This window comes from Phormidium sp. CCY1219 (assembly GCF_055795085.1).
The window spans coordinates 1-22,409 of the sequence record NZ_JAYFEQ010000228.1; the positions used below are offsets into that span (position 1 = coordinate 1).

The 22,409-nt window shown below is 49.6% G+C and carries 17 protein-coding genes; 14 read left to right on the forward strand and 3 right to left on the reverse strand.

The window, feature by feature from the left end; genetic code table 11:
* The coding region (locus tag AC0QH1_RS02140; RefSeq protein WP_324629135.1) for a DUF4114 domain-containing protein at window positions 1–1,782 on the forward strand (1,782 nt) is incomplete at its 5' end.
* Window positions 1,783–1,961: 179 nt separating this feature from the next.
* Here the strand turns inward: AC0QH1_RS02140 and AC0QH1_RS02145 are convergent.
* The 3 genes from AC0QH1_RS02145 to AC0QH1_RS02155 all read right to left on the reverse strand — a co-directional run bounded on the left by AC0QH1_RS02145 (window position 1,962) and on the right by AC0QH1_RS02155 (window position 6,433).
* The gene (locus AC0QH1_RS02145) at window positions 1,962–3,530 is read right to left on the reverse strand and encodes an ATP-binding protein (protein WP_324629137.1); all 1,569 of its coding nucleotides are present in this window, start codon (window positions 3,528–3,530) and stop codon (window positions 1,962–1,964) included.
* 486 nt (window positions 3,531–4,016) lie between these two features.
* Window positions 4,017–5,453 (reverse strand): cyclic-phosphate processing receiver domain-containing protein, encoded by a 1,437-nt coding sequence (locus AC0QH1_RS02150; protein WP_324629138.1) that lies wholly within the window; start codon window positions 5,451–5,453, stop codon window positions 4,017–4,019.
* Window positions 5,454–5,635: 182 nt separating this feature from the next.
* Window positions 5,636–6,433, reverse strand: coding sequence for a HEAT repeat domain-containing protein (locus tag AC0QH1_RS02155; protein WP_324629139.1), 798 nt, complete (start codon window positions 6,431–6,433; stop codon window positions 5,636–5,638).
* Window positions 6,434–7,097: 664 nt separating this feature from the next.
* Between AC0QH1_RS02155 and AC0QH1_RS02160 the strand changes: the two genes are divergently transcribed.
* The 13 genes from AC0QH1_RS02160 (at window position 7,098) to atpD (ending at window position 22,254) form a co-directional block, all read left to right on the forward strand.
* A complete protein-coding gene (locus AC0QH1_RS02160; protein ID WP_324629140.1) occupies window positions 7,098–7,367 on the forward strand; it encodes a YciI family protein in 270 nt (89 codons plus the stop codon).
* A 108-nt stretch (window positions 7,368–7,475) separates the two neighbouring features.
* Complete coding sequence (locus AC0QH1_RS02165) at window positions 7,476–8,732, forward strand: AAA family ATPase (RefSeq protein WP_324629141.1); 1,257 nt, start codon at window positions 7,476–7,478, stop codon at window positions 8,730–8,732.
* Complete coding sequence (locus AC0QH1_RS02170) at window positions 8,729–9,355, forward strand: retron system putative HNH endonuclease (RefSeq protein ID WP_324629142.1); 627 nt, start codon at window positions 8,729–8,731, stop codon at window positions 9,353–9,355. Before AC0QH1_RS02165 ends, AC0QH1_RS02170 begins: the two co-directional genes overlap by 4 nt.
* A 736-nt stretch (window positions 9,356–10,091) precedes the next feature.
* On the forward strand, window positions 10,092–10,790 hold the full coding sequence (locus tag AC0QH1_RS02175; protein ID WP_324629143.1) for a hypothetical protein: 699 nt from the start codon (window positions 10,092–10,094) through the stop codon (window positions 10,788–10,790).
* A gap of 82 nt (window positions 10,791–10,872) precedes the next feature.
* Window positions 10,873–11,592: a hypothetical protein gene (locus AC0QH1_RS02180; protein ID WP_324629145.1), complete on the forward strand. Its 720-nt coding sequence runs from the start codon at window positions 10,873–10,875 to the stop codon at window positions 11,590–11,592.
* Between the two features lie 115 nt (window positions 11,593–11,707).
* Window positions 11,708–13,057 carry a four-carbon acid sugar kinase family protein gene (locus tag AC0QH1_RS02185; RefSeq protein WP_324629146.1) on the forward strand — a complete coding sequence of 450 codons (1,350 nt, stop codon included), beginning with the start codon at window positions 11,708–11,710 and terminating at the stop codon, window positions 13,055–13,057.
* 125 nt (window positions 13,058–13,182) lie between these two features.
* On the forward strand, window positions 13,183–14,955 hold the full coding sequence (locus AC0QH1_RS02190; protein WP_324629147.1) for a tetratricopeptide repeat protein: 1,773 nt from the start codon (window positions 13,183–13,185) through the stop codon (window positions 14,953–14,955).
* Between the two features lie 226 nt (window positions 14,956–15,181).
* Window positions 15,182–16,090, forward strand: a complete 909-nt coding sequence (minC, locus tag AC0QH1_RS02195; protein WP_324629148.1) for a septum site-determining protein MinC — start codon at window positions 15,182–15,184, stop codon at window positions 16,088–16,090.
* Window positions 16,091–16,317: 227 nt separating this feature from the next.
* A complete protein-coding gene (minD, locus tag AC0QH1_RS02200) occupies window positions 16,318–17,124 on the forward strand; it encodes a septum site-determining protein MinD (RefSeq protein ID WP_324629149.1) in 807 nt (268 codons plus the stop codon).
* A 23-nt stretch (window positions 17,125–17,147) separates the two neighbouring features.
* Window positions 17,148–17,438, forward strand: coding sequence for a cell division topological specificity factor MinE (gene minE, locus AC0QH1_RS02205; protein ID WP_324629150.1), 291 nt, complete (start codon window positions 17,148–17,150; stop codon window positions 17,436–17,438).
* 460 nt (window positions 17,439–17,898) lie between these two features.
* The gene (locus tag AC0QH1_RS02210) at window positions 17,899–18,252 is read left to right on the forward strand and encodes a hypothetical protein (RefSeq protein WP_324629151.1); all 354 of its coding nucleotides are present in this window, start codon (window positions 17,899–17,901) and stop codon (window positions 18,250–18,252) included.
* Between the two features lie 712 nt (window positions 18,253–18,964).
* Window positions 18,965–19,834, forward strand: a complete 870-nt coding sequence (locus AC0QH1_RS02215) for a choice-of-anchor L family PEP-CTERM protein (protein ID WP_324629152.1) — start codon at window positions 18,965–18,967, stop codon at window positions 19,832–19,834.
* Window positions 19,835–20,805: 971 nt separating this feature from the next.
* A complete protein-coding gene (gene atpD, locus AC0QH1_RS02220; protein ID WP_324629153.1) occupies window positions 20,806–22,254 on the forward strand; it encodes a F0F1 ATP synthase subunit beta in 1,449 nt (482 codons plus the stop codon).
* Window positions 22,255–22,409 lie beyond the last annotated feature (155 nt).

The following is a 22,409-nucleotide window of genomic DNA, read 5'->3' on the forward strand; positions in this document are numbered from 1 at the left end:
GAAGATTCCGACGATGATATGGAAGATTCCGACGATGATATGGAAGATTCCGACGATGATATGGAAGATTCCGACGACGATATGGAAGGGTCAGAAGGCGACGACGATATCGAAGGGTCGGAAGGCGACGACGATATCGAAGGGTCGGAAGGCGAAGATACCTTGCCCGAGAATGTCGGACCGTTTGAATCGGGATTTTTCATTGTCGATGAAAGCGGCGAGGTGAGTCTCGACTATCTGTATGACGGTGGTGCATATAAAGGTGAAGTAGCCATCTTCAGCATTGAGGGGATGGAAGAGCTAGAACCGGGGTCGGAAGAATTCATCCAAGAAGCGGCGCGGCGATCGCTCACTGGTTCGGAACTCGGTCATGTGGTGATTCGAGACCGGATCGAAGGAGCGCAAATGACCGAACCCCTCGGCGACTACTTCAATTACGATGCCGATAGTTACCAGGGCGAGAAGAACTTTGCCATGAATCCCGGGGATGCCTTTGGGGTGATGCTGGTGCCGGCGGGTACGGTGCAAGAAGCATTCGATCGCCCGGGGAGTTTGGGTGCGAAACGTCCGTTATTTTCCTTAGCAACTGCCAATCCCGAGGATGGGATGCAAATGGGTCAGGTGTCGGATATGACCGGCGATGGCACGGTATTTGCGATGGAAGATCTGCGCGTGGATCGCGGGTCGGATCGGGATTATAACGATGTGATGTTCCGGGTATCCGGCGCGAAGGGACGCGCCCTGCATCTGGATGAAGCGATCGCGCCGGAGAAAGATTGGCGCACATCCGAGGCGGGGGAAGCATTCCTGGCGGATATGGAAGCGGCGATCGCCGAGGGCGACGATGACGCGGATATGCCTCTGATACTCGAGCCGATTCCCGACAGTTCCGAGGATGACCCAGAGGAAGGCCCTGGGGAAGAAGCGGTAGAAGAGTCTGAGGATGGCGAAGTCAGCGACATCGAAGATACCGACAGTGAGGATACCGGTGAAGGGGAAACCGAGGAGGATACCCCGGAAGCATCGGTTCCCGGCGAACAGATCGACGGTGACGAAGGGGATAACGCGATCGCCGGTACGGAAGGCGACGATTATATCCGAGGAATGGATGGCGAAGATGCGATCGAAGGCAGCGAAGGCGATGATAACCTCAACGGAAACGTTGGGGAAGATACGGTTGCCGGTGGCGCGGGGGATGACGTGGTGCATGGCGGCCAAAATGACGATGTTATCTTCGGCGAAGACGGCGCAGACGAAGTGTATGGCGACCTTGGCGATGATACTGGGTTAGGTGGTGAAGGTAACGACACCGTACTTGGTGGCGAAGGGGTAGATAACATCAATGGCAACCAAGGCACGGATGAGCTCAACGGCAACCAAGGGGACGATACCGTGTATGGCGGTCAAGGAGATGATATCGTCCGAGGTGGCAAGGACAATGACATGCTCTATGGCGACTTGGGCAATGACGTGCTCTATGGCGACTTGGGCAACGATACCCTCACCGGCGGTCCGGGTGAAGATGTGCTAATCGGCGGTGAAGGGGCAGATACCTTCGCGTTAGCAGCGGATAGCGGTACGGATGCGATCGTGGATTTTGTCCTCGGTGAAGATACTCTGGGATTGTCTGGTGGTTTGACCTTTGATGACCTGACGATTACCCAAGGTAGCGCGAGTACGGATCCGACGCTGATTCAAGTGACGGAAACCGAGGCAGTCTTGGCCTCTCTGACGGGGGTACAAGAAAGCGATCTGACTCCGGAGGCGTTTTCGCTGATTTAATCGGCGTGGAAATCGGCGCTGATTGCGTTCTTATACTTAAGTGCTGAATACTCTATTGCCCCGATTCGCATCTGTGGATCGGGGTTTATTTAGAGAGAGGGGGAGGGTTGAATTAGTGAATATTAACGGGTCAATTTTGGCGGTCAGTTCTTGACAGATAAACTTTTATAGGGTAATGTTTATCCGGCAATTTGAGCGACGGGGAAGAGGGGGAGGGTAAAGGAAAAGGTGCTGCCTTCCGAGACTTTACTTTCGACCCAAATGCGACCGCCATGTTGCTGTACGATTTGCTGACAGATGGCCAATCCCAGACCGGTGCCGCCATAGGTGCGGGCGTCGTCGGGATCCACTTGTTGGAAGCGCTCGAATATGGTTTCGAGTTTCTCTGCGGGGATGCCCCGTCCTTTATCGATAACTTGGAATAAAATTGCGCTGTCTTGTAGGGAGGCGGTGAGCCAAACTGTGGAACCGGCGGGGGAAAATTTGATCGCGTTACTTAAGAGGTTGGTGAAGACTTGCTGCAGGCGATCGCTATCGGCCCACAAGCTGAGGTTGAGCGGTTCGACGGCGATTTTAATCTGGGTTTTTGCCGCCATTCCTTGCATGGTTTCTGCGGCATGATTCATTAAATCGGCGGCGTTGCAAGTTTGCTTGACGATGGTGGTTTTGTCAAAGGTAATCCGCTGGATATCGAGAATATCGTTGAGCAGGCGCAAGAGGCGATCGGTATTGTCTACGGCAATTTCGAGCATGCGTTGCGATTTGTCCGGTTCGGCGGTGAGTAACCCGCTAGAGAGCAATTTTAACGCGCCGCGAATCGAAGTGAGGGGGGTTCGCAGTTCGTGACTGACCACGGAGACAAATTCATCTTTCATGCGCTCGAGCGCGAGGCGATCGCTGATATCTTTAAAGGTTAGTACGGCTCCAACGATTTCGCCTTTTTGCCGCATGGGAGTAATGAAGTATTCTACTGGGAAACAGGTGCCGTTTTTTCGGGAAAATTCTTGGTCGGTGACGTAATGAACCACGCCGCCATCGAGAGTGGCATCAATTAAATGGTTGAGATAGGGGCAGACATTGGTATCTGTCACAGAGGGGAATAAAAAGGTTTGCAGGGATTGACCGATCGCTTCTTTCGATTCATAGCCCAGCATTTTTTCGGCGGCGCGATTGATGAAAGTAATTTTGCCCTGTTTGTTTAACCCACAGATGCCTTCTCCCACGGAATTTAAAATTAGTTCGCTTTGCGGGCGAATGCGATCGAGGGTGGGTTCTGATGGGGCGTATTCTGACCTTTCCATATCTGTACTCAACGCCGATAACTCTGCTGGATATACCATCGTGTCAATAGAATTGCAGATACCTTTCAGGGTAGCGCGATCGCCGATCGGCGATCGCGGAGTGGGGAGTTGCATGTTGGGCCAGTGGGGTAAGTCGTGACAGGGACAAGTCATGGGGGACATTCCAGCGGTGGGTAGGGGGATGGGCATCGAACAGCGGGCACAATCTAAGATTTCCCACCTTGGCGTCAATAATTCGGCGATGGTTTGCTCGGTTCCTTGCAAATAACAGATTCCCGATGTGGGCGATCGCAAGGTTTGCCAGAGTTGTTGGAACTCTGTGCTGTAGGAGTTGCCGCAAATTATCGATTTTGGCGTTTTCGCGATCGCCCCGTTGTCCAGCCAAACGGTTTGACCGAGTTGCAGCCAATCGGCGAGATATTTTTTGACTCGAGACTGAGATGCCATCGCTGCCTTCCACCTGCTTGTACCACGGCAAACCCTCCTCATCTTCTGAAGATTTAAGAATATTTTAAAACTTTTCCGCCCTAAAAGCTAGGAAAATTTATTAAAATTAATATTTTTTATGGTTCAACGCCACCCCCCGGACAAAGGAGCCGGGAAAAACAGACTGGCAAGGGTTCAGCAACGATCCCCGGTGGCTTTAAAGCGCTTCAAGGGGGTTCGCCGAGAGAAAGTCACGGACAATACTAGGGGGAATCTCCCCAATATGCAAAGATGTCTTGTGACTCCCTCGGCGGGGTTGATTCCATTGGAATTGCGAGGGATGACAAACGAAATAAATTGATGAAAAATGAGTAGAATTACCCTGGTGTCAATTGCCAAAATAAGCATTACCCCCGGTTCGCTACCCAATTCTACCGCCACAGGGCCGACGCCGATCCCACTGCACACCCTCGCAAATGCCTTTGTGGATCCGGAACTGTCCCCGGGTCAGTCAATCTCGCCGGCGCGGACTTTTTCCCGGATGCACTCCACCATCGCACGCAGGAACACCATCGTCTCCTCGTCGGGTTCGCTATCGTAGTGTCGCCAGTAATTGCGCGCCACCAATAAGGCGGTGCGAAGTTCGGTTAAAGATGAGGGGAGAATCCCTTTGCGAAAATACTTCTCAGCACAGCGATCGCCCACTTCGATGCACGCTTGCGGTGACTCCCACACCCGATACCCATCAAAGGTCAACGCAAACAGGTTCAACAAACGCCATCGCGCCATCGAAAACGGAATATCCGCCAAGGTCAATTCCTGATTGGCAATCGGATGCAGCAGCAATTTTACTAACTCGATCCACCGGGTTTCTATCCATTTCAAATCATTATGATGACACACGCGATCGAATATCCAATCCGTGTCTATCAAACTCATTTCCATGCTAATTTCTGCTTGCCGCCGGGAGGTGTGAAAAATAATCGGACATTGTGGCGGTTTCGTCGCCAAATAATCCACCACATCTTTGCCAGTACCCGGGTCAAAAAACTTTTCTTGGCGCGTCCAACTGGTTCCTAAATTATAATCCAAACTAATTAAATCGCATTTGGCTAAATTATCCGAGAGCCAAGCGATCGCATCGGGAGCTGTATCGAAAAATACCGACGACCAATCCGGAAACAACTCGTTGATATGCAGTCGCATCAGTTCTAGGCGCTTGGAATTATCCTCCAATACCACAATCGTTTTCGCTCGATTTAAACGACTAAAACGCGGGGTATTGCTTGACAACCAAGCCATTAATTCGATAGAATCTTTAAAACACACAGAAGACCACGCCGGGAATACCTCCTGCAGTTGTTCGCGAATTATTTTTTCACAATGAGAGCTGTCATCTAATACAATAATCATTCGCGAACAAGGTGGGGTTAAAGGGGGGGGAATGTCCCCATTAGCCTCCAGGGCATTACTTCCCTTACGCTTTAATTTATTCACGGTGGATTTTAATAATTTCGCGATCGCCCCCGCCCACTCATTTTGGATCCAAGCCCCATTTTCCGGGGCATCAAGGGGGGAAATGGGTATCACCCGTTCCACGGTCCAATGGGCCGCCACCAGGGCCATTTCCATGCCAATTTCCGCCTCGCTGTTGGCGGTGTGAAGAATCACGGGACACTGGGGCGTTTGGGTGACGAGATAATTCACCACATCCCGTCCAATTCCCGGGTCAAACGGTTGACCATTGCGTTCCCAACTCGGCCCTAAATCGTGGTCGAGACTGATGAGAATGCACTGGTGGAGGTGTTCTTTAAACCAGGCGATCGCCTCTGGGGCATTATTGAAAAAAATATGCTCCCAGGCGGGAAAAGAGTCATTGAGGCACTGTTCCATTGCCTGGATGCGCCCTTGATTATCCTCTAAAATTGCAATCGTAGCCGCCATAATAACCCTCGCCAACTCTGGGTTTCTATAATCAAAAGTATTCCCAGTGTGGGGTCTGACCTATCAGGCGTAGGACCCTAACTTGCTCAGGGCATCCCTGGTGACGCCACAGAACCGCCACTCAGGGAGAATTTTCGCGCCAATGCGAGTGTAAAACGCGATCGCGCATTCTACCTCTTGTTTTATGCTTGCACCATCAGCTTTTCAGCATGAGGACGCAGTATCGGTATGCGTTGCCCGATATTGCTCAATACCTCCCGAATATTAGGGGCATCACTATGCAGTGTTGATGGAACCTGGCGTTCTGTCAAATCCGTTAAAATATTTAGGATTAATGTGACCAAATGTTCGTCAGCATTATTCAGCAAGCTCAAAAGCTGTTTAATATCTTCTTTGGCTCCCAGCCAATATCTTGCCGCCAGTAATTCAGCTTTCACGCTGAGGGAAGGCTCTAATTTCACATAAGTTTCCAGTTTGGATAAAATTTGGTTGGTGCCTAACAGCCCCAGGGAGTTTGCTGCATAGGCTCGCACTGATTCATCTTCGTCAGAATCCCGGAGTGCAAGTTCAAGGGATTCTATGGCTTCAGCGCCTCCTAAATATCCCAGTGCTTCTGCCGCTGATGCGCGAACCAAAGGTGAAGGATCCTGTCTTAATAACTCTCCAATCAATTCAATGGCTGGGGTATATTGAAGTCCACCAAGAACCTCGACGACTTCAGATATTACCAACTCATCTTCATCATTCAGGATTTCCATTAGCGCTGCACCAACACTTTCGGTTTCGTGGATTCCCACATATCCCAAGGCATATGCCGCATCCCCCCGAATATCTATATCGGGAGACTTCAGTAACTTTACTATCTTCGGTGCAGCTTGATAAACTTTTGCATCAATTAGATCGAGCAATGCTTTGGCTTGTCGTCCCACATCATCTGAATCCAAACGCTCTAGCAATTCCTGAATACTCTTATCGTTCATGGCTTTTGTATGCATTATCTCTGATTAGATTTCGGTTGAGTAGATTAAACATTTCAAGTCACTGCAAGTGGACAAGAATGTTCGGTTTAAGATTGAGCGATTCCCCCAAGGTAATCGGGTGTTATTCCTGTGGCACTTACAATGACTTTGAGCGGTTTAATTATATAACTAGGTGCTTTGGTTACTGCTATCGGCAGCCTCGGCAACGGCAAGCTTTTTGAGTGGTTTTTATTCTCATTTTTTCTGGCTTGTGCGATTTAATTTTGCTTAATACATTAAAATCTCCAGTGCTTCACAAGCCTCTTTAGCCTTACCTCCTCCTATTGGTGCATAAGCTTCTTATAAAAGACTGGTATCTGATATTTTACTGTGAAATTAACTTTTTAATTTTACTTTTTTTTGCAATGGTGGCTATCAATAATCATAGCTTGGGACTCTCCTTTTTGTCTAGAAGATAATTGACAACTCTCCCTCGTCCTAAAAAAAGGCGCTTCCCATTTCCCAAGCCGATCGCCCTATCTGTTGTACGAAAAGGATTAAATTTGCTAATAACAAGTTAGCAATATCCAACAATTGCAGAGGCAGAGGAATTCAGTTGCCAACGGTGTTGACGACGTACTAAATTGTAAAATGACTGGTAGTGTAGAATCGCGTCAATCGAGATATGCCAAAATATGTAATGTGGCGGAATTACTGCGAAAATGTTACGGAAAAACACGCCTTCTATCGACAAGCACATTTAGATGGAGTTGCCAAACAAAAAGAAGCCGGGTTGGTAATTACCATCGAACCGACACAAGATTTAACCAAAGTCTTTGGGGTGTACGAAGCAGCAGACGAAGCCACAGTAAGACAGGCGATAGAAGCAGTTCCGTATTGGCAAAATGGTATTTGGACGGAGTATGAAGTCAAAGAGTGGATTCAAGCATTTTAACATTTATGTATGGAGGGAGTTCGGCACGGGGTTAATAAATTCCGATGGAGCGATGTATTTTAAAAATAGAAAGGGAAACAGTCCAACTCGTAAAGGAGTTTAAAGCGAATGATGAAAGTTAAGCACTTGAGTGTAGATTCATTTCGAGGAATCGAGAAGTTGACGTTGGAGTTCGAGCCAACCGAACCAACGGTTTTAATTGGAGCTAACGGTGTTGGGAAATCGAGCATTCTGGATTGTTTAGCTATTCTTTTGTCTTGGTTTACAGCGCGGTTGCAAAATCCCCAGAGTTCCGGACGTTTGTTTAGGGAAGAAGATATTAAAACCGGTTCAAAAGAAACCCATAACGAAATTACAGTGATGATAGATAGCCATCCAGTCAAATGGTCTCGCACTAAAGCCAGAAGCGGCTGCAGGAAAGATACCAGCAGCAATCTGGCCGAGTTAAGAAAAGTGGTTAGCGACATTCACGAACGTTTGGATGAAAACCCCGAGACTGCTTTACCGATCCTGGCGTACTATCCAACCAATCGTGCGGTATTGGATATTCCGTTAAGAATTAGGAAAAAGCATTTTTTCGAGAACCCGATCGCGGGGTATGAAGAGGGACTGACCGGAGGTGCGATCGCCTTCAGGCGGTTTTTTGAATGGTTTAGAGAACGCGAAGATTTAGAAAACGAACGACGGCTAATGGAGTCGATCCATTATCGCGATCGCCAGTTAGAAGCTGTCAGACAAGCCATTTCACGACTGTTGGACGGCATAGAAAACATCAGAATTCAGCGATCGCCATTGCGAATGACGATTTCCAAACAAGGGGAACAACTCAGCGTCAGTCAACTTTCCGATGGAGAAAAATGCTTACTTGCATTAGTTGGCGATTTGGCAAGACGTTTGGCGATCGCAAATCCCGACCCCGACACCAATCCCCTCAACGGGAGCGGTGTTGTGTTCATCGATGAGATAGAATTGCATCTTTACCCAAAGTGGCAACGAGGTATTATTCCTGCTTTAACTCACACTTTTCCCAACTGTCAGTTTACCGTCACGACTCATTCTCCCCAAGTTATTAGTGATGTTGAATGGGTACAGCTTTTAACGATGACATCAGAAGGAATTGTCGCCGAAAAGCTACGCTCCTTTGGCAAAGATAGCAATCGCATTTTAGAAACCCTCATGGATACGCGAGAACGTCCGCCCGAAATCGAGGAAAAATTTTTGGAACTATTTCGCCTGATTGATAGAGGAGAACTGGACAAAGCCCGCCAATTACGTCAACAGCTTGCCGAAAAATTAGGCTCGGACGATCCAAAATTTGTGCGCGCCGATGGACTGATTCGCAGAAAAGAAATTCTCAACCGATGAAATACATCAAGAAGGGAAATGAACCTGAAGAATTTACCCAATGGAAGGAAGCACAACGGGAGAGCGGGGTCAATTGCGATTATAAAAGCCTGCAAAACCCGCAAAAGGGTTTGCTCCATGCTGCTTTACTGAGCGAACAAGGCTATATTTGCTGCTACTGCTGTCAGCGAGTCGATTCCACGACCAGCTACCTTGAACATTTAGAACCTCAAAGCGAAACCGATCCAGATTTAGCTCTGGATTACACCAATCTACTCGCGTCATGCGGTAGAGATCCGAATTGGCTCAATCGCTGTGGTAAGAAAAAAGGCAATCGTCACATTAGTGTTTCGCCACTGATGGTAAATTGCGAAGCCTTTTTTAGATACTCAGGCGACGGAGAAATGCTCCCAACAGAAGAGTCAGAAAAGACTGAAGCTGTTGCAACAACTATCGATATTTTTGGACTCAACGATTACGACCTCAGACAGGCTCGTATGGAGGCAATTGATATATGGATAGGAATCACCGAGACAGAAGCACAGCTTGTAGATCGAGATTTTCAGCAGCGAGATGACGATGGAAAATATCAACCTTTTTGTCCAGCAGTTTTGTATTATCTCCAGGAGTATTACGGAGTCTAGAAACGGCAAATGTATCTAATTTGGCCAGGGAACGTTGGAATCTGAAATGGAGTGAAGCAGCTAAGCAAGCGGGCCTCTTAGGCTTGCCTTACTGAGGGGAGGGGGTAGCTCTGGAGAAGCTTTCCCAGCGCGCGCCGGAACGGGACAAAACTACTTATAGCCTCACGTTAAAAACCAATACTAGGTTACCTCTGTTTTATACGGTTGTTTGCCCTGGATTGAAGGGAGAATTTTTTTCACTTAACGCCCGACGGCATTAATTATACATAAATCGAGCCAAGTTATACAAAAATGCAGCACCCCTTGACAGAAAAAATGTCCGGAGTGAAACTCCGATCGGGGGAAGCGGATGAGTATTATGACTGAGGCACAATAAAGACAATCCCGAGTAGGCTATTGAAGCCATCATCGTCCGCGATCGCATCCCTAAACCGAACCCATCCAAACCATTGGCCCCCCAGAGAAAATTTCGCGATCGCGATTCCGCCTCAGAAACGCCACCACACTGGCTGAGTCTCCGGCACGCAACCCGGGCCATATTTTGCCACAATTGAGTCTCCTAGCCGCAAAAAAACCACGCTTGTGCCACAATTAAGAAAACCAACCCTTATCCCCGGACTCCGCCACCGCGTCACCCCTCGGGGGAACTTCCATTCTCGCCAGAATACTGCGGATCCGGTTGTATAGTAGCAGAATACAGACTGCACAGTGATTGTCAAACCAGGGAGATCCAGCCGTGCGACCCGATCTACAAGACTTACCCATCACCTCGCGCGAACTCAAGCGATTGAGTGGCGTCGATATAGAAGCAGTTATCCACTTTTCTTTCCCCACCCTAATTGCCCTAGATTCGGGCAGCGAATCCCCATTTTTCATCCGACATTTACCCCATTTTTTTACCTTTATCATCGGCTTGAGCTATGGGACGCTGATGAACCGACTGCAGCTCAACTTTCCCGCCAGCTTTCTGTTCCTTTTACTCGAACTTTTCCTGGGAATCATCGCCAGTAAACTCATTCAATTTTTCTGGGTGAAAAAGTACGTTACCCAATCCCTTCCCGGATTGATTCGCGACGTAGAGCGATTCAACGGAACCATCAAAGCAATCGACATCAACGATCGCCTAGAAGAAGCCGGCAACCCGGACGTGCATATACAAAATCGGGAACAAGTTATCGAAGCCCTGCAACTCACCCGCGAAGACTTAATTCGCGCCTTAAAAACCGAGAAAATCCTGAGAAAAAATCGAAAATTCATTGCCAGAAACCCGGAAATATTTGCCAATAACTTAACTGCATTAACCGCATTACAAGTGAGCGATCGCGCCACCGAACACGGGCGACTGCTCAACGAAGCCCTCCAGATAGCCCTCAGCGCCAACCAAGAAATGGGAAAAATATCCCAAACCCCAGAACCAACCGACAAATTTTGTTAAAATATCCACCAGGGACGCAGCATCCTGCGCGAAAGTCCCTCGGCTGCATGACAGAGAAATTACCTCATAGGAGCATCGATCTGTGCGACGCGATTTACAGGGATTAGAAATCACCAAAGGCGAACTCCGACGCCTCAGTGGCGTGTCCGTAGACGATTTAATCCGACCTTCCACCCTAGAAGCAGGGGAAAAAAGGTCGAATTTTTTATATAAAGAAACTCTCGTGGTTTGTTGTTTAACCATCATTTTATTTGTCGCCTCCTTAATCGTCGGCGACTTAATTGCATGGCAAGTTAAGGGATTGCCCATCGACCTCGCCTTTCCCAATCGTCCGCCGTGGGTGGTGCTGACCGCTATGGCGATCGCCACCTGTTTGAGCGCCATTTTAACCCGCTTGCTGTGGCTAAAAAACAACACCAATAAAAGCGACTCCCTCCTCGGACTCCTCGATGACGTAGAAAACTATAACGACCTGATCAAAGCCATCGACCTCAACGACCAACTCGAAGAAGTGGGCAACCCCGGAGTCCAACTCACCAATCGCGAAGAAATCATTGACGCCTTAGAACTCACCCGCCAAGATTTACTGCGCGCCTTAAGAACCGAAAGAATCCTGCGGGAAAACAAAAACTTCATCCAACGCAATCCCGAACTATTTGCCAACAACTTAAACGCCTTAGAAGCCTTGCAAGTTAGCGACAAAGCCAGCGAACGCGGACGCTTGCTCAATGAAGCCTTGCAAATCGCATTAAACACCCAAGGAGAACTGCGAAAAATGCAGAACCGCCGCCCCCATTACTAACAAAAAATCCGCCGCGATCGCCCCCCGGTTTTCTCAATCCCCCGCGAACCGGTTTTATCTGGGTGAGCATTTCTGGCAAGATGAGAAAATAGCAACCTCAGCATTCCGATAAAATATGACTACTCAACCGAAAATAATCGTTCTCGATGATGACCCCACCGGGTCCCAAACGGTTCACAGTTGCCTGCTGCTGACCCGCTGGGATGTAGAGACCTTGCGCGAGGGGTTGCGCGATCGCTCTGCCATCTTCTTCATCCTGACCAACACCCGGGCGCTGACCCCAGAACAAGCAGACGCCATCACCCGGGAAGTTTGCCACAACCTCAAACAATCCCTAGACGCGGAAAACATCGAAGATTTCCTCATCGTCAGTCGTTCCGACTCCACCCTGCGCGGCCATTATCCCATCGAAACCGACGCGATCGCCCAAGAACTCGGCTCCTTTGACGCCCATTTTCTCACCCCAGCCTTCTTTGAAGGAGGACGCATCACCAAAAATAGCACCCATTATCTGATCGTCGATGGCGTCGAAACCCCGGTCCACGAAACCGAATTCGCCAAAGATTCCGTCTTCGGATATCAGCATAGCTACCTTCCCGCCTATGTGGAAGAAAAAACCCAAGGTCGAATAAAAGCCGCCGACGTGGAACGATTTGGCATCGCCGATATGCGTCCCGCAGGCGAAGCAATGAACCCCATCTCCACCGAAGAACGCTTGATGCAACTCTCGGACAACCGATGCTGCGTCGTCGATGCCGAAACCCAAGCAGACCTCGATCGCTTCGCCAGCGATGTCCTCTCCGCCGCCAGCAAGGGCAAACGCTTCCTCTTCCGCAGCGCCGCCAGTTTGCTCACCTCCCTCGCCAAACTCGGCCCTCAACCCGTCCCCGCCGAAGATATGGGGCAATTCGTCCGCGAAGGCAAACCCGGGGCGATTCTCGTCGGTTCCCACGTGAAAAAAACCACCCAACAGTTAGAACGTCTCCTGGTGGATACCTCCGTCATCGGTATCGAAATCGATGTCTCTCATTTACTCGAAGAGTCTGCGACTCAGCGTCAAGCATTGCTCGACAAAATTCTCAAAAACGTCCATCAAGCCCACAATGACGGTAAAACCCCGGTCATTTACACCAGTCGCGAAGAACTGGTTTTTAATGACGTCCAAACTCGCTTAGCATTTGGGGCAGCCGTGTCTTCTTTATTAATGGATGTGGTGCGCGGTTTGCCAAAAGATATTGGCTTTTTAATTAGCAAAGGCGGCATTACTTCTAATGATGTTTTGAGTACCGGTTTGGCCTTGACCACCGCCCGCTTACTCGGTCAAGTGTTAGCCGGTTGCTCCATCGTCCGCACTCCCGCCGAACATCCTCAATTTCCCAATTTACCCGTGGTTCTCTTTCCCGGCAATGTGGGCGATGTGAATGGTTTAGTTACCGTTTATCACCGCCTCAGCCACCAAAGTTAACGCTTTTTTATTCCGAGTCTACCGCATTTTCCTTCCCCGAACATGCGGTAGACTCACTCACTGATTAATTATGGCGGATAATTCATTCAAAATCGCCGCTTCTTTCTCTGTGCTTTCTAACCATTATGAATCACCCGCTCGATAGTCGCGCTGCTGAGCAATCCGAGAAGGCAGCACATCTGCATCGACAGGCAAAACTGAATTGCGATCGCGCAGAATTGACCACCGCGATCGCCCTGTGCCAGCAAGCCATCAAACTGCAACCCCATTGTCCAATATATTACCACACTTTAGGCCAAATTTTCCACAGTTTAGATAAAATTTTCCCCGCACTTCGCTGTTACGATAAAGCCCGCAACCTGCAACCGGAATTAATTCCCGCCACTGCCTACTTTACCCTCGGCAATGCCCTGGCACAACGAGAGCAGTTTGATGGGGCGATTCAGTGCTACCAAACTGCCTTGCAAATTAATCCCAATTATCCTGAAGTGTATCTTAATTTGGGCGTTATCCGGCGAAAGCAGGGAAACATTTATGCGGCGGTGACATGCTATCGGCAAGCGATCGCCCTCAATCCGCACTTCGCCCTAGCCTATTTTAGTTTGGGCAATGCCCTGATGCAACAAAAACAATTGGATGGGGCGATCGCTGCCTACATCGAAACCCTATTCATTCAACCGCAATTCGAGGACGCTTACCTCCAATTATGCTACCTTTTTTTCCAAAAAGGCAGCACAGAATCCGCCCTAGCTTGCGCCCTCCACATTCTTCCCTTTGAGGAGATTAACGCATTTTATTCCGGGCCGTTACTCCCCCTGAAACTTACCTCTTACACCCATCCTTCTCCGGCGATCGAAGTTGTCCCGATTCAGCCTAAATTTTATTATTATCTTTCTGCGCCAAAAACCTTCGAGAACTCTATTCATCGGTATTTTAAGTGGGAAGCATATCTCAACCCAGAAACCTTTGTAGCAATTCTTAACAACGGACGCGCTTGGGGAGATGCCCACAACACGGCTATTTTTACAGCGGATGGTGGCTGTTTGGACGAAGTTTCTCAAGGGAGTGCAGAAGCGATCGCCGTTTCTCCCAAGTTACCCCCGCCCACACAAATCGATGGAACTGTTGCCTTTTTAACCGTGCGCGGCGGTCGAACCTATTATCATTGGCAAGCAGATTTGCTCCCGCGCATTGAATTACTGCGTCAGAGCAATATCGACTTCGCTGCCATCGACTTTTTTGCCGTCAACAGTTGCGATTTGCCCTTCCAGCAAGACAGTTTGCAGTTGCTCGGTATTCCCCCAGAAAAGATTATAGAAAGCACCAAACTACCTCACATAAAAGCCAAGAAATTGCTGGTACCTTCCTTGCCCGGTCAAGTGGGTTTAATTGCCAAGTGGAGTAGCGAATTTCTCCGAGAAACCTTTCTCCCGCAAAAAGCCACGCCCAAATTAGACCAACCGCGCCGACTCTATATCACTCGCCAAACGGCCAGCTATCGACAGGTGGTGAATGAAGAAGAAGTGGTGCAGTTTTTAAGTCAGTATGGATTTGTCAAAATCTCCCTCGAATCGCTTTCGTTTGCGGAACAAATTGGCTTGTTTGCTGTGGCGGATGCGATTGTTGCGCCCCATGGGGCGGGACTGACGAATGCAGTGTATTGCCAAGCGGGTACGAAAATTATAGAAATATTTTCGCCCACTGGGATTTCGATTAATTATTGGTTGCTCGCCAATGTAGTTGGGTTAGAGTATTATTATTTATTGGGAGGCGATTTGGAGGCGTATTACTCGCGCTCTGAGGAAAGGCGACGCTACTACACTCATCCGCTTTACGAAGATATTTGGGTGGATATTTCGGCGTTGGGCAAGTTAATGAAGTGGGCCGAGATGGGATAAGGGAATGACACAGCCGGGAAAGTTTTTCGGGGGAAAGGGAGAAAGATGGCAGGGAAAATGGGGGAGTGGAGGCGATCGCCCCCGCCAGAGAGGGGGCGAAGCAGGAACCACCGCCCAAGATCCCTCCCCAAAAATGCTATAAGTGGAATTTTCAGATGCTAATATCCTAGGGGGAGAACAATGAAGTAAAATCCTTATCTGGGATTACAATAGGACATTTAGCGCCATGACTTCCGATACCTCAGTGTCTTCCACCGATTCCACTGTTTCCGAAAACCGCGAATCCGAAAACCGCGAAGACGATTCCACTGTTTCCGAAAACCGCGAAGAGGCTGCCGAAACTGCCACAGAAGAAACTGATGTGGTGAAGCAAGCGGAAGCGACACCCACCTGGCAAGTCCGGTTTAAAACCGATAATAGGGGACAACTGCTGCTGGTGTTGCCACCGGAAAACCACACTCAGAAGGAAGAGAATAAACAATCTGCAACGGAGTGGAAAGAGATTTGGCAACAGCTAAAGCATCGGCTCAATGCCGGCGATCGCTTTTGGCAACCCCACTCGGCGGTTAACCTGCTGGCGCAAGATCGGTTGTTGGACGTGCGACAATTGCAGGCGATCGCCGAAGCGCTCAAAGAGGTCAAACTCGAGATGCGCCGCATCTACACCAGTCGCCGACAAACCGCCGTTGCTGCTGTAACTGCAGGCTACTCCGTGGAACAACGGGCCACCCTCGACGCCTTCAATCCCGCCGCCCATGCCCCCACCGCCAAATCCCTCGCCGATCCGCTCTATCTGGAAACCACGTTGCGATCGGGGGTCGAAATTCGCCACGCCGGTAACGTGATCGTCATCGGCGATGTCAACCCGGGGGGAACCATTATTGCCGACGGCGATATCCTCGTCTGGGGGCGTTTAAGAGGCATTGCTCAAGCCGGTGTCAGCGGCAACGCTCGCTGTATCATCATGGCATTGCAGATGGAACCGACCCAAATTCGGATTGCCGACTTCGTGGCCAGAGCACCAGAAGCCCCACCCGAGTTTTATCCCGAAGTGGCTTACGTTTCCCCCGAAGGGATCCGCATTTCCCGCGCCAGCGATTTTTCCAAGACCCAAGCCCTCTCGCAATTTAGCTAAGTTGTGGTTAATGATTCGCATGGCTTACCCTCATCATGCTAAAGTAAATGCGCTAAACTCGATCCAGCCATTCTCGTGCCACGGCACCACCGTTGAACCCTAAACAAAACTCAACCGCTAAAAGGTCAATTTCCCCTCATCCCTGTGGGGAATTGAAACCTTCAAACCAAGGCACGAGAACCGCGAATCGGTCCGCCAGCAGTTAGAAAAGTGAGTCATCCTGTTACATGAGTCGCATTATTGTCATCACGTCGGGTAAAGGAGGGGTGGGTAAAACCACCACTACAGCCAATATTGGAATGGCTTTGGCAAAACGGGGTCATACTGTTGCTGTCGTGGATGCCGATTTCGGTCTGCGAAATCTAGACTTACTTCTGGGATTGGAAAACCGGATCGTCTACACGGCAGTGGAAGTCATTGCGGGTCACTGTCGCCTCGAACAAGCGTTAGTTAAAGATAAACGACAGCCCCAACTTGCCCTGCTGCCTGCGGCACAAAATCGCATGAAAGATGCGGTAACGCCCGCACAGATGAAGCAGATCGTTAGCGAATTAGTCGATAAATTTGATTTTATTCTCGTAGACTGTCCCGCCGGCATTGAAATGGGCTTTCAAAATGCCATTGCTGCCGCTGAGGAAGCGATTATCGTCACCACCCCCGAAATCGCCGCCGTCCGCGATGCAGACCGGGTGGTGGGCTTGTTAGAGGCTCACGATGTCAAGAAAATTAACCTGGTGGTTAACCGCCTCAAACCGGCAATGGTGGAATCGAATGATATGATGTCGGTCGAGGACGTGCAAGAAATTCTGGCCATTAACCTGCTGGGCATTATTCCCGATGACGAGCGCGTGATTGTTTCTACCAATCGCGGGGAACCGTTGGTATTATCGGATAATCTCTCGATGGCGGGGGTCGCTTTTGATAATATCGCTCGCCGCTTGGAAGGAGAAAAAGTTGATTTTCTCGATCTGCGCGTTCCTCAAGAAAACTTCTTTACGTGGCTACGCAAAAAATTATCGGCTAAGATCGTTTAAGGCTCTACCACCCCCCAAGCACCATGATTAGCGAACTCATCGAAAGACTTTTCCCGAAAAGCAGCGACGACAACAGTCGTGAGGAAGTCAAACGTCGCCTGAAACTGGTGCTGGCTCACGATCGCAGTGACCTCAACCCAGAAACCGTGGAAGCGATGCGCCAAGAAATCCTCCAAGTGGTCTCTCGCTATGTCGAACTCGATATCGAAGGATTGGAAATTTCCCTGGAAAACAACCAACGCGCTACTGCGTTAATTGCTAACCTGCCTATCCGACGCATCAAAGAAGAAAATCCCGCGTCTTCTAGTTCGTGACCCTCAGCACCGTTCGACCTCTCGTGCTTATGCCCCCTTTGCTCTTATAGCTCCCTTCTGGTAACCCTCACTCCTCAATGCTGGCCTCTCTCCGAGACCAGTGAATTTGTCATGTCTATGGGGGAAATATTCTCGTTTATCTGAATTGCTGCATTGATTTAAACTGGATAAGTCTTGGAATTGAAAAGGGTTTAGTGCCGATAAAAATTGCATTTTATTGGTAATTTATTGTGCTGGCCGACAAACCTCGCTTCGACCTCCATCGGATTTAGCACTTGATGCAGGCACCCACGCGGCGATCTCTAAGGGGGTCAATGATTGCGCCTCCTACAGGGTCAAGAGGCGATCGCTTCACTCATTTTCTCTCTTTTTTCGCCAAAAAATTCACAAAACTTTATCCGTTTTCTCCTGATAGTTGGAGCGAACGCTGTAGCATTATTTTTCTTTTCTAATTCTAACATTGATGGAAAAAAATAACCAAGTTTACCGCGCACAATTCGGTTGTTTTGAACTTGTGTTACCCTTGAATCCAACGGATAATTTTGCGCCCAAAAGTTCCGAAAATATGTTGGAATTTTCTGCTCAAACATTTTATTTTATCCCCGCCGCTGCAAGTTCCTTTGCCGAGTCGCGCACCGGTTGCTGTGAATTGTCCTTGGTTATTCGTCCAATGAGGATGGGTGTGGGCGATCGCTCTTGGCTCATCTGTGCTTGGCGAGCAATCGCTCAGTTGTTTGAAACCTACATCAGCCGAGGGATAATTTTTGGGCTTCAGAAAGGTGATGGTTTGAGATACAATAAATGTGGGGTATAACCCAGTAAGTGTTTCCCCCTGATTGAAGAGTAGCGCAAGGGTGTGTCAGCAAGTCTCCCAATTTTTTGTGAAATACAACCCCTGCATCTGATGCTTCCACTTTTGCTCTCGAGCTGGCTACTGATTGGCTTGGGGGTTGAGGAACCTACTCTGGAGCCGTGCTGGTCAAATTGGCATCAATCCGATCCAGCGTTCTCGTCCCAATCCCCTAGCATCGCAGACCCTCCTCATTTTCCTCATCATCGCGGTAGCAGTAGAATACGCGATTAAAATGGAGTGGTGGGTCGGTATTTCTATTTCTAGAACTCTCCCAACTGCGGAATGCAAGGTGTTGAGAGCGGTAGAAACCAAGGCGACGCCTCCGCCACAGCATTGCCGATGGTACACCTGAACGCCTCAGCTCTCTTGTCTCCCGAGAGATTCTTCCGCCAGAGTTTCAAATCCTCGCTCATCCCACAGGCGGCACATTTCTTGCTGAAGTATTAAAATTTCTGGAAATCGCCAAAAATACGGCTACACTAAAGTTTGATTCTTGCCGTAGATGGCTTCCCTAGGAACTAGCAACCGGATTGCATTTCCGAATTTTCGTTCCTCCCAGGGCCGAGGCATTTGTTGCTGAATTATTAAAATTTCCGGTAATTGCCAAAAATGCGGTTACACTCGAGTTAAAGTCGATGATTCGATTGTCGCAGGATGTTTTTCAGGAGTATCTATGAACGGAATTTCCTACGCTACCACCACAGCGATCGCCACCAGTGTTGCCCTTTCTTTGGTCAGCGCGCCGGCAATGGCGTTTACCATCACCCAAAATAATAGCACCCAAGATTTGCTCGACGCTCTGCTCGGAGATACCACGGGACTGAGTAATTTTTCTATCTCAACCACCGGTGACGCCAATGCATTTGGCTTGTTTAACGATGACCCCTTCGACTTGGGTTCCGGTATCGTCCTCAGTACGGGAAATGCGATCGTTCTAGCGGGTCAAAACGCCGAAGATGGTGGAATTATCGCCGATTTTTCCACTGTCCCCAACGATCTCAGCACCGATTTCGGTACAGAAGGCGCAGAAGATGACGCCATTTCTCTATCAATTAGTTTTGATGCGGATACCTCAGTAGACAAACTCTTCTTTGAATATGTGTTTGGCTCGGAAGAGTTTGTCGAGTTTGGTGGTTCCACATTTAACGATTCATTTGAACTGCTCTTGAATGGAGAAAATCTCGCCACCCTCACTGATGGACAATCCGTCACAATTAACCATCTCGTGCCCGATCCAGAAGGTTCCTATCACCCCGATTTCATTTCTAACCCCACGGGAAGCACTACAATGACAAAACTCGATGGGTACACAAAACCGCTGACTTTTGAGGGGCTGGTCAACCAAAATGCGACCAATACCCTGACCATAAATATCAAAGATGTGGGCGATGGCTACCTGGATTCGGCTGTGTTTCTCAAAGGCGGATCTCTCGGAACCCAGCTTCCCCCAAATGCGGAGCGAGTTCCGGAACCGGGAGTTTTGTTTGGCTTAGCGATGGTGACGGGTATGACGTTGCTCAAAAAGTTCAAACCCCAACTGTGACGCAATCGGGTTGGTTGGGGCTGGTATTGAATTGACCCTTTAACCAGACAGAGCGAACTGCACCAGCGATCGCCTGCACGAGTCATCCCCAGATTGACATCCAACTCCTTTTGCAGGTTTCAAACAGTGTTCTTCGAGGCTGATTTGGCGACGATCGCCTGTGGTGGCTGCACCTTTTACCAGTGGTTCTCTCCTTCCCCATCGCGTCATCCCTCCTCACCCGAGCATTTTGCCCCACAAAGCTACTCCAGAAGTCGCCATTTCTCTCTAAAACCGCGATCGCCACCCCCCAGAGTCTCTCCCCCTCATCCTCCAACCCCTAGGCGATCGCCCCATCCAACTCCCCCATTTTCTATCAAAGCTGGCGGATCCAAGCTGCCAGCTTGGCTAAATATTACAGATTGTGAATAATTAATCAGCAACTTGCAGAAAACAGGGAGGGCGATCGGCCAATAGCAACAGGCAGATGGCCCCGAGAAAAAAACGAGCGATCGCGCTCGATGCGATTGAGAATTGTACGGCGATCCCGATTGATGATACCCTAAAGGGTGGCAATTTTAGCTGGCTCGGAGGTCAGCCAGTCGCTGTACCGGAGGTCAGCGTCGGGATAAAAACCGAGCGAGTAGTGTTAAAATTGCTTTCGCTTTCGCAGGGTTGACTTTCCCCCGATACGGTAGGGCTTCTACCGACAACCGGAGCTGACCGGTAGGCATCTGCCGCAAGTCCGCAGTTTCCAACGTTGAAATAGAAGGCCCTAAAAAAAGCAAGCCTCCTGAATGGAGAAGCAGATTTTTAAAGTGGGGGTGGGCGTCTCCTCACTATAATAACTCGAACCCGGTAGCCAGTGGTAAAACACTTCCGGTGGGAGAAGCCCGCACCGTATGCTTGCATCGGTGTGAGGAGTACGTCACTGCGAAGTCAGATTGTCAGAGCGGATCCGATATAGCTGAATTATCAAGAAAGACGCAAGCATGGTAGCCACCGCAGAAAAAACAAACGTAGGATACATTACCCAAATTATTGGACCGGTTGTAGACGCTAAATTTCCGGCAGGCCAAATGCCGCAGATCTACAACGCTTTGACCATTAAAGGGCAAAACGAAGCCGGACAAGAAATTTCCGTCACCTGTGAAGTGCAGCAGCTACTTGGGGACAACCAAGTGCGCGCCGTTGCCATGAGCGGGACCGACGGATTAGTGCGCGGTATGGAAGTGGTAGACCAGGGGCAGCCGATCAGCGTCCCCGTGGGCCAAATGACCCTAGGCCGAATTTTTAACGTGATTGGCGAACCCGTAGACAACCTTGGGCCAGTCAACGCCGAACAAAGATCGGCCATCCACCGGGCAGCCCCGACCTTAACCGAATTAGAAACCAAGCCCTCGATTCAAGAAACCGGCATCAAAGTCATCGACTTGCTAGCTCCCTATCGACGGGGCGGAAAAGTCGGATTGTTCGGTGGTGCTGGTGTGGGTAAAACCGTCATCATCCAAGAGCTGATCAACAACATTGCCAAAGCACACGGTGGGGTATCCGTGTTTGGTGGTGTGGGCGAACGCACCCGCGAAGGGAATGACCTTTACAACGAATTTATCGAATCCAAGGTCATTAACGCCGAAAACCTCAGCGAATCGAAAGTGGCCCTGGTGTACGGTCAGATGAACGAACCCCCGGGTGCGCGGATGCGCGTTGGGTTGTCGGCGCTGACGATGGCGGAATACTTCCGCGACGTGAACAAGCAAGACGTGCTGTTGTTTATCGACAACATCTTCCGCTTCGTGCAGGCGGGGTCTGAAGTATCCGCCCTGCTGGGTCGGATGCCTTCTGCTGTGGGATATCAGCCCACCTTGGCTACGGAAATGGGCGAACTGCAAGAGCGGATCACCTCCACCACCGAAGGGTCGATTACCTCGATTCAAGCGGTGTACGTACCCGCAGACGACTTGACCGACCCGGCACCGGCCACCACCTTCGCTCACCTGGACGCCACCACGGTGTTGTCCCGGGCGTTAGCATCCAAAGGGATTTATCCGGCAGTGGATCCCCTGGGTTCCACCTCCACGATGCTGCAGCCCAACGTGGTGGGTGAGGAACACTACAACACCGCGCGGGAAGTGCAAGCCACCTTGCAGCGCTATAAGGAACTGCAAGACATCATTGCGATTTTGGGCTTGGATGAATTGTCCGAAGACGATCGCCTGACTGTGGCGCGCGCCCGGAAGATCGAGCGGTTCTTGTCTCAGCCGTTCTTCGTGGCAGAAGTGTTTACCGGTGCGCCTGGTAAGTACGTGAAGCTGGAAGATACGATTAAAGGCTTCCAGATGATTCTGTCTGGCAAACTTGACGACCTGCCCGAACAAGCTTTCTATTTGGTGGGCGATATAGATGAAGCGATCGCCAAAGCTGAAAAACTGAAAGGCTAATTGCTCAATCGTGCGATCGCTCCTGAGTTTGGTTCGCCACTCCGAAGCGATCGCACCCCCAAGCAAGTAACGATTTACAAAAGTAGCGACAACTTTAGGATTTTCTCTTAAAGGAGTTGGTAGAGGCACTTTGATAATGCCTTTAAGAGTTCAGT

What these genes read in the sequence shown, in the direction of transcription:
- atpD (WP_324629153.1), top strand. Translation starts at nt 20,806, where the DNA reads ATGGTAGCCACCGCAGAAAAAACAAACGTAGGATACATTACCCAAATT.
- AC0QH1_RS02215 (WP_324629152.1), top strand. Translation starts at nt 18,965, where the DNA reads ATGAACGGAATTTCCTACGCTACCACCACAGCGATCGCCACCAGTGTT.
- AC0QH1_RS02155 (WP_324629139.1), bottom strand. Translation starts at nt 6,433, where the DNA reads ATGAACGATAAGAGTATTCAGGAATTGCTAGAGCGTTTGGATTCAGAT.
- minC (WP_324629148.1), top strand. Translation starts at nt 15,182, where the DNA reads ATGACTTCCGATACCTCAGTGTCTTCCACCGATTCCACTGTTTCCGAA.
- minE (WP_324629150.1), top strand. Translation starts at nt 17,148, where the DNA reads ATGATTAGCGAACTCATCGAAAGACTTTTCCCGAAAAGCAGCGACGAC.
- minD (WP_324629149.1), top strand. Translation starts at nt 16,318, where the DNA reads ATGAGTCGCATTATTGTCATCACGTCGGGTAAAGGAGGGGTGGGTAAA.
- AC0QH1_RS02170 (WP_324629142.1), top strand. Translation starts at nt 8,729, where the DNA reads ATGAAATACATCAAGAAGGGAAATGAACCTGAAGAATTTACCCAATGG.
- AC0QH1_RS02160 (WP_324629140.1), top strand. Translation starts at nt 7,098, where the DNA reads ATGCCAAAATATGTAATGTGGCGGAATTACTGCGAAAATGTTACGGAA.
- AC0QH1_RS02150 (WP_324629138.1), bottom strand. Translation starts at nt 5,453, where the DNA reads ATGGCGGCTACGATTGCAATTTTAGAGGATAATCAAGGGCGCATCCAG.
- AC0QH1_RS02165 (WP_324629141.1), top strand. Translation starts at nt 7,476, where the DNA reads ATGATGAAAGTTAAGCACTTGAGTGTAGATTCATTTCGAGGAATCGAG.
- AC0QH1_RS02145 (WP_324629137.1), bottom strand. Translation starts at nt 3,530, where the DNA reads ATGGCATCTCAGTCTCGAGTCAAAAAATATCTCGCCGATTGGCTGCAA.
- AC0QH1_RS02185 (WP_324629146.1), top strand. Translation starts at nt 11,708, where the DNA reads ATGACTACTCAACCGAAAATAATCGTTCTCGATGATGACCCCACCGGG.
- AC0QH1_RS02190 (WP_324629147.1), top strand. Translation starts at nt 13,183, where the DNA reads ATGAATCACCCGCTCGATAGTCGCGCTGCTGAGCAATCCGAGAAGGCA.